Origin of the sequence: Paenibacillus sp. FSL A5-0031, from assembly GCF_001956295.1 — a bacterium.
Classification (GTDB): domain Bacteria; phylum Bacillota; class Bacilli; order Paenibacillales; family Paenibacillaceae; genus Pristimantibacillus.
The window spans coordinates 182442-194524 of the sequence record NZ_MRTD01000006.1 but is presented as its reverse complement, the minus strand read 5'-3'; the positions used below and the strand labels follow the sequence as shown (position 1 = coordinate 194524).

The window sequence follows — 12083 nt, the reverse complement described above, 5'->3', positions numbered from 1 at the left end:
AAAGGAGGATGCACCGGTATGAAACGAATATTGGACCGTATGGGCAAAGCTGCGACAAAGCAATCAACGTCGGTTCAGCCGTTTGCCGGAGGCATCTTAAATAAATATAAGACAGGCACAGGACGCAAAACATTTGAGCGGTTGGCTTTGTCGCATGTGATCAAAAATGAGCCGACCATTACTCAGCAAACGCTGCATGTGCAAGTCGTAGCACCTAAAGCAGCAGCACCGAATGTCGGCAACAATAAAAAGGCCCTTCCAAGTCCAGAGCGCAAGCCTGAGCGCATCATGACGCGCGAGCGAGTAACGGTAGAGCGTGAAACGATCGTATTCAGAGATGTGACACATATTATCAAAGAACTAAGAACGATAAGAGAAATAGCAATAGCACAGCCTGTTCAAGGGAAAGAAACGAATGATGGAGCACTCCACAAAACAGGCATTTCGAAGCAGTTAGATGAGATTGTTAACAGCAGTATAATAACGAACAGAGTCAAGCATGACCATTCCAAACGAATAATACCGCATGTTTCGCAGATGCCTACTCAACCATTGAAGGCAGAGCAGCGGGCGGATTACTATAAATGGCTGCAAGCCAAGCTTCAACCCGGTATTGTCATTCAATCGCTTCGCAAGCTGGATAACCTTAATAAGCCGCTTGCGAAGGATCGAGCTCAGCTTAAGTCTAATCTCAAGCAGGCTAACGATTCTGGCGCATCATTGAGCAAGGCGCCTTTGCAGCTTACGAATGCGCGCAGAGCAGTCGTTTCACAGGAGCAGCGGGAGGCGGAAAAGCAGAGCGCCGCTGCGGGCAAGGTTTTAAGCGAGGCAGGGAAGAGAGCCGAAGCGGTGAAGCTTGAGCAGCGGGAGGCGGAAAAGCGGAGCGCCGCTGCGGGCAAGGTTTTAAGCGAGGCAGGGAAGAGAGCCGAAGCGTTGAAGTTGGAGCAGCGGGAGGCGGATAAGCGGAGCGCCGCTGCGGGCAAGGTTATGAGCGAGGCAGGGATGAGAGCCGAAGCGGTGAAGCTGGAGCAGCGGGAAGCGGAAAAGCAGAGCGGCGCTGCGGGTAAGGTTATGAGCGAGGCAGGGAAGAGAGCCGAAGCGGAGAAGCTGGAGCAGCGGGAAGCGGAAAAGCAGAGCGCTGCTGCGGGCAAGGTTCTAAGCGAGGCTGGGAAGAGAGCCGAAGCGGAGAAGCTGGAGCAGCGGGAGGCGGAAAAGCAGAGCGCCGCTGCGAGTAAGGTTATGAGCGAGGCAGGGAAGAGAGCCGAAGCGGAGAAGCTGGAGCAGCGGGAAGCGGAAAAGCAGAGCGCCGCTGCGGGTAAGGTTATGAGCGAGGCAGGTAAGAGAGCCGAAGCGGTGAAGCTGGAGCAGCTAGAGACAGCAACACACACGTTCCGTACCCTCTCGAGTAGACAGGACGATGATGTGTTACCGCAAGAAGATCGTGCAAAAGGAAAAAAACAGCTAGAGCTAAAGCATCGTAATCATCCAAAACATATTTCCGAGCAAACGGAGATGTCGCAAGAAGCAGCACCAAATGGCAAGGAAGCGGATGTACAATCAAATGTCTCCGCGAAAAAAAAGAATCAACCGAATCGTTTGGCAATGCCAAACGCAGAATCAGAAACAGAAGCTGCAGCTATCCATTCAAGTATCAAGGTAACCGCTAGCAAGATAACAGATGTTAATCGAAATAGGCTTCAGCTTCTAGTATTGCAGCGTAAGCCACAGCTTTTGAACGAACTAACTGAACGGAGCAGCCAATCAGCGATTGCTGCCAAACGTCTCATTCATCGAGCGGATCGTTCACAGTCGGATCAGCCACGAGAGGCCGATAATGATTCAACTGTAAATCTGAATAATAGCAGCATGATTATTCCAGTCGTGCCTTCCCATAAAAAAGAGATTAAAGCTACTGCAGATGGTATTTCATCGAATGTAAGCAGCCGGAAGCGAAATGAAACAAAACCTAGCAATGCTGCTACTTCCATACATGTAGCACATGCAGCACAAGCAACACATGCAGCAAAAGCAGGGATATCAGCTGTTGGGTCTCAACGATTTATACCGTCAAGGACATTCTCAAATGCTCTAGCTGAAGCAGCAAGAATAAGGAATCGGAATATGGCTTCGAGGCCTGCCCCGATGGTTTTGCGACGTTTTGAACAGCGACAGCCTGCGCAGAGCGCAGAATCAGTGCTAAGGCAGGATGCAAGCAAGGCATCCGAAGCTACCGCCCTGAAGAAGCCGTCAACTCAGCTCAACTATAAGCATAAAGCTGCAACGGATCATAATCCGGAAGGGATTATACGTGCTCAAAGCCGCCGTGCTATTTTACATAAACGAACAATCGTACCAGAATCGCAAACCTTATCTCATGATGCGAATTTCATTCAAGGCGCTTCTGCTACTGCCAGTCGAACAGACGCGAGTGCGAGAGCCGAGAATTTGTCTAAAATGGCAGAATTGAAGCCAAGCAAAGAGGCTGGTTTAAATACGGGCTTGGCACCTGTTACCGTTCGCGGACAATTAATTGCGAGAGCTGCGAATAATAAGAAGACGTTATTGAAAAACGGAGCATCACTGTCGCATAAGCGGCGAATGATAGCGGCAAATCATGAAGCGAGCATCAGCGCTATACTTCAGAATGCAATACAAGGGAAAAGAAAAGGGACAACAATGATTAGTCCTTTTTCTCCTGCTAATACTGGAGCAAAAGTTGATTCAGCTTCTCCTTTAGTTGGAAGAACGGTTCATCGTTTTGCTGCTGAATGGCTCCCATCTGAAGCGATTAAAACCTCAGCATATGGGGTTGAAAACAATAATATTAGGCAAGCATCCACTTCATTAGTGCGAAGGCTAGCGGAGCAGCAGACTTCTCCAAACACAAAGCCAAGCACTAGCGCGGAAGCGAAACAAAAGCCGGTCGAATCAAGACTAGTTCAGCGGCAAGTCCGTAAAAATAGCAGCACCTCGGTAAATAAAATAGAAAAAACATATGGCGCTGAATCATTAAATGATGTGGCGAGTAAAGCATCGCAACCATTGTCTAACCGCTTTGAAATGTCAGCCGAAGCATCGGAATCAGCGAAAGCTTTCGCATCCATGCGCGCGTATCCAACACTAAGCGTGCACAAGCAGACAGAATCAGGAGACATGAAGCTGGCAGCTCCTGCTCTCCCTATTGGCGAGAGAAATAACCGCAGCGCACAAACCAATCCTGTGCATCTTCAAACGGTAATGTCATCTTTCTTGAATAGCGGATCCAGAGCAGGAGTGACTCCATTCCGAACGATTCAAAGACATTCTGGCTTCGCCAATCTTGCTGCAAAAGCATCCAAAGAAAACAAGCCGATGCTTAGCGGACTAACATCGGTTGTCCAAGCAGGCTTCGAGCCTAGTTCCGTTCAATCTAGCAGCGCAATAGGCGATCAAGTAAGGCTTAGTTATACAGCAGCTGCCCGTCATCGAAATACAGCTGGCCAAGCTGCACCTAGCGGAGCAGAGACGAACGCTGCTTCATTTGGTGAACGAGGCGAGATGCCCACACTTTCGCATCATAAACCAAGTGGGCCCGCTGCACAGGAGCCGCCGCGTCAGGTGAAGGTGGAAGCGCCTCGCGAGCTGGACCCTGTGCAGCTGCAGAAGATGATTATGAAAATGCCGCAGCTGCATCCAGAAGCGATTGCTGATCAAGTATATAAGGCGTTGGAGCGAAAGATGAAGCTGGAGCAGCGAAGAAGAGGCTTCTAGAATGAACAGATTTGGAGGGGACATCGAATGGCATTAAGCAAAGCGCAGTTTTGGATCTTTCGAGCGAAAGAAACCGAGAAGGTAGACGTGCTTTTTAACCCGACTGATTATGAGATGGAATCCGGAAATCAATATGCGGAGAAGGAGATTGCGGGGCTGCAAACCCCGCTCTCCCAATTTACGAGCGGTGAGCGGACAACATTGAAGCTGAATTTGTTTTTTGATACGTATGAAGCGGGCATTGACGTTCGTACCTATACTTCCAAAATCGTGGGCATTCTCGATGTTGACTCGGATTTGCATACGCCGCCGACCTGTAAATTCATTTGGGGCTCGCTTGATTTTAAAGGAGTTATTACGAGCATTACGCAGAAATACACGATGTTTCTGGAAACCGGCGTCCCTGTTAGGGCATCCTTAACGGTCGATATGCTGAGCTCGCAAACGATGAAGGAACAATACCAAGAAATACCGCGTCAATCTGCCGATCGTACGAAGCAAAAGACGGTCAAGCAAGGGGATCAGCTGTGGTCAATAGCGGCTGAGGAATACGAGGACCCGGGAGCATGGCGCCATATCGCCGAAGCGAATGGGATTGATAACCCCCGTATGCTGTTATCCGGAAGAAGCTTGACGATTCCGAGATTGGAGTGAAAACGTGGCTGCAAACTCCTTTGAGGATTTGGAATCCAAATATGGTGATTTTAGCGCACCTGAGGTTGATATTTTAATAGAGGGTCAATTGATCAAGCTTTCAAACATGGCTGTAGAATGGGTTGATGTCGAGCAAACGACGGATGCACAGGCGGATATCGCCAGGTTTTCAATTTCTAATGGCTATATTTGGAGCGAATCCCGTATGCAATGGGTAGGCACAACGATTGCGGTAGGCAAGAAGGTGCAAATCAAGCTTGGTTACGCAGATAAAAAATCGCTTGTATTTGATGGAATCATGACAGGTTATACCATTGATTATCCTTCAAACGGCAGCCCAAGCATTGTCGTAACGGCGATGGATCGCTCTTTTCTCATGATGAAGACGTCACACTCCAAGGTGTGGAACCAAATGAAGGACAGCGACGTTGTTCGGCAAATTGCCGGAAATTATGGTTTGTCTGTCGATTTGGACGATACGGGCGTCACCAAAAAAACGATTGAGCAAATCGGGGTGAGCGATTATCATTTTGTCCGCTCGCTTGCGATGGATAACGACAGGCATTTCTATGTAGAAGCATCCAAGCTTATTTTCAAAAAACCGAAAACATCGGGAGCGCCGCTTATTACGCTGAAATATGGGAAAAACCTCGTTCAGTTCACACTGACGGTGGATGCTTCCAGCCAGACTTCACAAGTCAAAGTTCGCGGCTATGACGTCGATAAGATGCAAGCGATAGAATCCGTTGCCAGCTCGGTTACGATTATTGGTACGAACACCAAAAGCGGCCCAAGTGTAGCGAGCATGCTCTCTAATCAAAAGATGGAGGTCGTATACACGCAGGCAGCATCGCAGGACGAGGCGCAATCGCTTGCGAAGGCGATGCTGGATCGTATTTCCCGCGAGCTCGTGAGCGGACATGGCACTTCGATTGGTTTTCCAGAGCTGAAGCCAGGTGAATTAATCAAGATTGAGGGTCTCGGCAGCGACAAGCTAAATCAACTGCTGCGATTGACGAAGGTTACGCATCGACTCGACGCAACGGATGGCTACATGATTTATTTTGAGACGGAGGGGAATGCGATATGAGCACGATGTATCCCGGTTTTTTTGACCAGCATCAGCGCTCCATGCAATCCGAGCAGCTGTCCGGAGTGTGGAATGCAATCGTTACCGACAACAAGGACCCGGATAAGCTTGGCCGCGTAAAGGTAAAGTTTCCACTGCGCGAAGGCGAGCTCCAGACCGATTGGGTGCGTGTTGCCACTTTAATGGGCGGGAACGACATGGGCTCTCTCTTTTTGCCGGAGGTGAATGATGAGGTGCTTGTCGCCTTCTTAATGGGGCGGCTGGATCAGCCGATCGTCATTGGCTCTTTGTGGAGCAAGAAACAGAAGCCGCCTGCGCCGAACGACAAAAACGATATTCGCAAAATCAAGACGAAAACCGGGCATGAGATTACGTTTGATGATACGAGCAGCGCAGGCACGGTTACGATAAAAACGTCAAAAGGCCATCATATTACGTTTGCCGATAAGGATAAGACGGTTACGGTTGAAACGCAAGACAAGCAGCAATCGATCAAGCTGGATGAGATGGGAAAGAAGGTCACCATCCAATGCGGTTCAGCGTCTACGATTGAGATGAGCGCGCAAGGCGATGTAAAAGTGACGGGCTCAAAATCGGTTACCGTAAAAGGCGCTCAGGTGAAGGTGGAGGCGGATGCAGCGCTCACGCTTCAATCCAATGGCATGCTTGAGGTAAAGGCTAACGGCATTTTGTCGCTGAAGGGCGCGATGGTTAAGATCAATTGATGGCTGAGGGAGGCTGCAGCAGATGTCGGCATCGTTTTTGGGGAAAGGATGGAAATTTCCCGTTCAGGTAGACGCAACAACCGGCCGTATTCGCATGGCGGAAGGCGAGGATGACATCGAAGAGTCTATCCGAATTATTATTCGAACGTCGAAGGGCGAGCGATTAATGCGTCCTGATTTTGGCTGCGGCTTGCGGGATTTTGTATTTGGCACAACGGATGAGACATCGCTTAGACTCATTGCCAGTGATGTGCAGGAAGCCATTCGAATTTGGGAGCCGAGAGTAAAGGACGTAGAGGTAGAGGTAAAGCCTGATCGGCAAAATAACGGCCGTGTGCTTATGAGCGTCTCCTATGCGGTAAGATCCACAAACAATCTTTTTAATCAGGTGTTTCCTTTCTATTTAGAGGAAGGAAGCAAATAACGGGAGCGAGCAACGTGATGAAGCACGGGGGAAGAAATGGCGGTGACAACCGTCCGCCAAAAATCAATCATAATAACTTATCCTCTTTTATGGCTCAGTTAAAGGAGATGGCACCTCATTATACGCCGGAGTGGCGCTTCTCGCAGGAGGAGCCTGATGCGGGGACGGGACTCGCCTATTTGACCGCTGAGATGCTGGAGGACACGGTTAATCGGCTTAATCAAGCGCCGCTCAATCATTTCCTTGCTTTCCTCGATCTTATCGAGGTCAAGCTGCAGCCGCCTCGTCCAGCCCGGGCGACCGTTGTGTTTCAGCTGAGTGAAGGAACGGTCGACCCCGTTTATTTGCCGGCAGGCATTGCATTGACAGCCCCTCATCCTGACGGCGGCGAGCCGCTCGTATTTGAGACGGAGAAGGTGCTGCTCGCTACACCGGCGAAGCTGATGGAGTGGATTAGTGTAAATCCACAAAAGGATCATATCGCTACTGCAGCACTGGACTATGGAGATCGATTGAAGAGCGGCCTAGCTGAGCCAATCAGCTTGTTCGATACCAGCTCTATGCCAAATGAGCAGGAGCATACGCTTTATATTCGGCATGACGATATCTTTCTAGTAGATCGGCCAAGCCGATTTTACATAAATGTTCACCACACCGAAAAACGTTACTCTGAGCCGGAGCTTGCTTCCTCGCTCGCATCAGAGTGGGTGGAATGGACGTATCCATGCAACGGGGAATGGGTGAAATTCGATTCCGCAACGGCTGCAGGCAGCATGGTCGTTTTATATAAACAGCGAGCTGGAAAGCTGGAGCTCACTGAGCATGAAGGAATAACTGGCCGCTGGATCAGGTGTACCGTGAAACAGCTGCAAGGCGCTGCCTCCCCTCTGCTTAACAAGCATTTGGAGATGGATAAAATAAGGCTTCGTGCGGCGCATGATGCGGCCGGCGACAATGTTGGCATTGAGCCAGGCGCATTATATTTTAATGATACGGAGCTCTTGAAGGATGGGTTTTACCCGTTTGGAGAACATTTTGTTCCTTATTCCGTTTTTTATTTATCGTGTGAAGAGGCGTTTAGCAAGCGTCAAAGCAAAATCAAGCTGACCTTCTCTGCGAGAGCGATTCCGAGTAGGCTCAGAATGGCGCAGGATCCCGAAGTAAAGTGGAAAATGGTCATGCGGACCTCTGATTTTGACGAGAAGGATCCGCCGCGCGTATGCATCAGAAGTGTTCAATGGGAGTATTGGGATGGCAGCAATTGGGGCAGGCTGCCCGGCAGCGAGCAATTCGGAGCATTGTTTGCCGAGCTGCCGGAGCAGAGTGAACGAAGCTTTACTTTGACGTTCAACTGTCCAGACGATATGGCGGAAACGTTCGTAAATGGTACGTCTGATTATTGGATTCGGGCACGTGTGCTGCAGACTGATCCCATTATCGCGCCTGTCGTGGAATATATGTCCCCTTGGCTCGCACAACCTGTTCTGTCCTATGCTCATGCCTCGCAAAGCTTATTTATGCCGGAGCATGTCTATACAAGAAGCAATATTGACAATCGTGATCGAACGCCTTCTGCACAACATGGCGGTCAGTCCTTTAAGCTGTTTGAGCAAATTCCAGCAAGTCATCCAGCGATGTATGCTTCCTTTAATGCTGCGCCGTTAAAAGGTCCCATTCGCCTGCATATTGAACTGGAACGCAGGTTTACAGCCAGCAATCAACCGCCGTGGGTGGAGTGGGAAGCGCTTTGCTTGGAAGCAAGCCGCTACATTTGGCAGCCGCTGAAGGTGGCGGACAACACTGAGGCGTTTACGATAAGCGGAGAGCTGCAATTTGTAGGGCCATCTACGATGGCGCCGGCTCGCTTGTTCGGGCATGAGCGTTATTGGATACGCGCAGTCAATCGTGATGGCTCGTTAGGAGATTCCTTTCCAAGCAATCCAGTAGCCTCAAGCATGCATCTGAATGCTGTTTCGGTCAGGCAGCAGGTTAGTCAGGAGAAGGAGCTTACGATTCCTGCGGACGGCTTTGTACAGCTAGCGCCTACGGCTTTTATTGAAGAAGAGGTGTGGGTAGATGAGCTCGCACATTTCACGCCAATGGATCGTGTGAAATGGTCTGACTCCGCGCCTGAATATTATATGCTGCAAAGAGACGGTGACGGTAATGACCAACGCTTCTGGGTGAGATGGCAGCCGGTCGTTTCGCTTGCAGAGTCTGGCCCAATTGACCGTCATTATTCACCGGATCATGCAGGCGGAATGCTGCAATTCGGAGATGGCATACGCGGTAAGCTTCCTTCCTCTGACACGGCGGAAACGGTGCGCGTTCGCTTTAAAACTACCGCGGGCGCAAACGGGCATGTCGATGCCGGGCAAATAACGGGGATGGTGCTTCCATTTGCATTCGTCAGCAGCATCAGCAATCCGGCTCCTTCAATTGGCGGCGGTGATGCGGAACGGGTTGAGCAAGTGCTCGTAAGAGGACCGCAGCGGCTTAAGCACCGCGGACGGGCCGTTACCGCAAGCGACGTAGAATGGATTGCTAGAGAGGCATATCCGCAGATCGCTAAGGTGAAATGCTTAAGCAATCGAAATGCAAGGCTGGAGCGCTCTCCTGGCTCCATGGTTGTGGTTGCTTTCCCAGCGGGCGGCTTGGAAAGCGCTGCTCAGTTTCCAGAGCTGCGCAAAGCGGTGGAGCGTGAGCTCATGCTGACAGCATCGAATCTGGTTTCCTTGGGCGGTGCCATACGGGTTATCGAGCCGGCCTATTTGGAAGTGTCCGTGCATGCAACGGTGGCATCCCAGTCCGTGGATGATCTGCTTCCACTAGAGATGGCTTGTACAGCCAAGCTGAATGCGTTCTTACATTCGGTAACTGGAAATGTTGACGGCAACGGCTGGAATATTGGAGAAACGCTGCATGTGTCAGTGCTTCACTCCCTTTTGCATGCTGTCCACTCGCTTTTATATATCGAACGTCTTTATTTACATATTGTCAAAATAGAAAATGGAAATCGTACCGAATGGGATCCTGGCCGGATGAATGAGGTTATTCATGGCATCGTCGTTAATGGCAGTCATAGCATAACGGCTTTCCCTGGTCCGAAATAAGAGTTCCGAATGAGGGTAGTACGATCAAAAAAAGAAAAGGAAGGAGAGATCAAATGCTGCCGAGGCTGCCGCTAGACGACCGCACGTATGCGGAAATCGTTCAACAAGCAAGAAGGCTCATCCCAAAGCGGGTTCCGGAATGGACGGATGAGAATGCGCATGACCCGGGCATTACGTTTATTGAGCTATTCGCTTGGCTGACAGAGATGCAGCGTTATTTCATTGGCCGTGTCCCGGACAAGAATAGGCGTAGGTTTCTTGATCTGCTTGGTATTCAGCCTGCAGACGCAAGTTCGGCGAGAGCTACCGTACAGTTCTCAAATATTAAAGCTCCGGTGACGCTACCTCGCGGAACAAAGCTGATGGCTGAGGATCAGATGTTTGAGACGGAAGCCTCCATTTCCCTTGTGCCGCTTGCGCTGGATAGAATCGTTACGCGAACGGAACGGGAAGCCAATGACGTCACAGCTACAAATGATCATGCCAATGTTGCCTTTTATGCGTTTGGGAAGGATGCAAGGACAGCCTCGAAGCTTTATCTTTCCTTCGATCGTGAGCTGAGTGCGCAGGAACAGGTCACGATAAACATCAATCTTTTGGAAGCGGATAAAGGCGTTGGCAATGACGAGGTGCAGCATCTGGTAATCAATCGCGAAGCCATTTCTCCATCTGCAAGGCTCTCGTGGAAATCTTATTGCTGGGATGAAGCAGCAGGGACAGCAGGGTGGATGCCCGTTGAAGTGGTAGAGGATGAGACGCTACATTTGACGCTTAGCGGCAAAATATCATTTTGCCTAAGGGCGCCGATGCGTACGGTAACTGTGCATCCTGCAAGCGAGCAGCCGCGATATTGGATATGTGCAACAGTTGAGGAGTCTGGTTATGAAATGCCGCCTCGCATTCGTCAGCTAATGCTGCATACGGTCAAAGCTGAGCAGAAGGATACATTAAGCGAAGTGATTGATTTTACGGTATCAGGGGAGCCCCATGAAGAAATACATATTGCTACCTACTTAGCTGTTTTTGGACAAATACGTGTTCAAGTGCAAGATGCTGATGGCGCATGGCGTTACTGGCAGGAGATTGCTTCCTTTGAGGAGCTGCCTCACTCTGATCGCCCGCCTGCGTTTTATAGCGTTTTAAGACATGCTTCGATGGAACATGTCACAGTACAGTTTAGCGATGGCTCTACCGGAGCTGTTCCGCCGCCTGGACAAACGGTTCGTATCATTGCTAGTGAACCTAAATTTGATCTTTACCGATTCATTGGACGAAGCAATGGGCTGCCGAGCCAAAGCTTTGAGCTGTACAATCTATCCTGCAAGAAACGCGAGGCACTAAAGCTGCAGGTAGGTGAACAAGAACCGGATGGCCATTTCAAATGGCAGGATTGGAAGCGTGTAGATGAGTTTGACCGCTCTAAGCCAGGCGATCGTCATTATATTTATGATCCCGTCAAAAGACTCATCTACTTCGGCAATGGCGAAAAAGGTGCTATTCCGCCAGTCAGTATGGATACCAATATTGTTCTAACCGGTTGCGAATTAGGCGGTGGTGATCGTGGAAACGTTAAGCCTTATCTCATATCTGAGTGGGTGAACGAAGCACATAAAGCATTGCAAATCGAAGTGAATAATCCAAGTTTTGCAGCTGGAGGCTCGGAAGCGGAAACGCTGCAGGTAACGCTGCAGCGGGCGCAGTCAGAGCTGAAGCATACATTCCGTGCCGTCACCAATGAGGATTACGAAACGTTGGCTTTAGCAACACCAGGCGCTGCCGTAGCTAGAGTGCATGCAATTCCTCTCTATAAGCCAGGACTTGATGATTATCCAAGAGAGAAGGCAAATGGTCAAGTTTCGGTTGTAGTCGTACCATACGGTTTAAGCGATACACCAACGCCAAGCGCTGGTTTCCTTCAAACTGTAAAACGTCAATTGGATACAAGAAGATTAATAACGACAGAAGTACATGTCATTCCCCCCATTTATATTAAAGTAACCGTCAATGCCGTTGTTGTTGTCGAGCCTCAATTCGTAGATGAAGGACAACGTTTAGTAGAGCAATTGAAAAAGCTGCTAAGACCGCTTGATGGTGAGCATGGAACCAAAGGCTGGAAATTTGGCCGGTCTGTCTATAAGGGTGACATTTATAATGCGCTAAGCAAGGCGAGCGGCGTAGTATACGTGCAGGATTTGTGGATTGATGCGGAAGGTGCGCATGTTAGGAAAAGTGCAGGAGGGGACATCATTCTTCCGCCGCAGGGTCTTGTTTACTCAGGGCAGCATGAAATTGAGCTCATTAGTCGCACCCATCTATAGCATCGTGGC

7 protein-coding genes are annotated in these 12083 nt (G+C 49.8%); all 7 read left to right on the top strand.

All coding sequences use genetic code 11. The features are described from left to right. The first annotated feature begins 18 nt into the window (after nucleotides 1–18). Genes BK120_RS12900 through BK120_RS12870 form a run of 7 tightly spaced genes read left to right on the top strand, consistent with a single transcriptional unit; the run spans nucleotide 19 to nucleotide 12074 of the window. Entirely contained in the window at nucleotides 19–3750 is a 3732-nt protein-coding gene (locus BK120_RS12900) for a hypothetical protein (RefSeq protein ID WP_076267911.1), read from the top strand. 27 nt (nucleotides 3751–3777) lie between these two features. Continuing rightward, nucleotides 3778–4404, top strand: coding sequence for a CIS tube protein (locus BK120_RS12895; RefSeq protein WP_076267910.1), 627 nt, complete (start codon nucleotides 3778–3780; stop codon nucleotides 4402–4404). A gap of 4 nt (nucleotides 4405–4408) precedes the next feature. Then, the gene (locus BK120_RS12890) at nucleotides 4409–5494 is read left to right on the top strand and encodes a phage late control D family protein (RefSeq protein ID WP_076267909.1); all 1086 of its coding nucleotides are present in this window, start codon (nucleotides 4409–4411) and stop codon (nucleotides 5492–5494) included. Next, a complete protein-coding gene (locus BK120_RS12885) occupies nucleotides 5491–6219 on the top strand; it encodes a phage baseplate assembly protein V (RefSeq protein WP_218639588.1) in 729 nt (242 codons plus the stop codon). Before BK120_RS12890 ends, BK120_RS12885 begins: the two co-directional genes overlap by 4 nt. A gap of 22 nt (nucleotides 6220–6241) precedes the next feature. Then, complete coding sequence (locus BK120_RS12880) at nucleotides 6242–6643, top strand: GPW/gp25 family protein (protein WP_076267908.1); 402 nt, start codon at nucleotides 6242–6244, stop codon at nucleotides 6641–6643. Between the two features lie 14 nt (nucleotides 6644–6657). Further along, a complete protein-coding gene (locus BK120_RS12875) occupies nucleotides 6658–9756 on the top strand; it encodes a baseplate J/gp47 family protein (protein WP_144376748.1) in 3099 nt (1032 codons plus the stop codon). Between the two features lie 53 nt (nucleotides 9757–9809). After that, a complete protein-coding gene (locus BK120_RS12870) occupies nucleotides 9810–12074 on the top strand; it encodes a putative baseplate assembly protein (RefSeq protein ID WP_076267906.1) in 2265 nt (754 codons plus the stop codon). Nucleotides 12075–12083 lie beyond the last annotated feature (9 nt).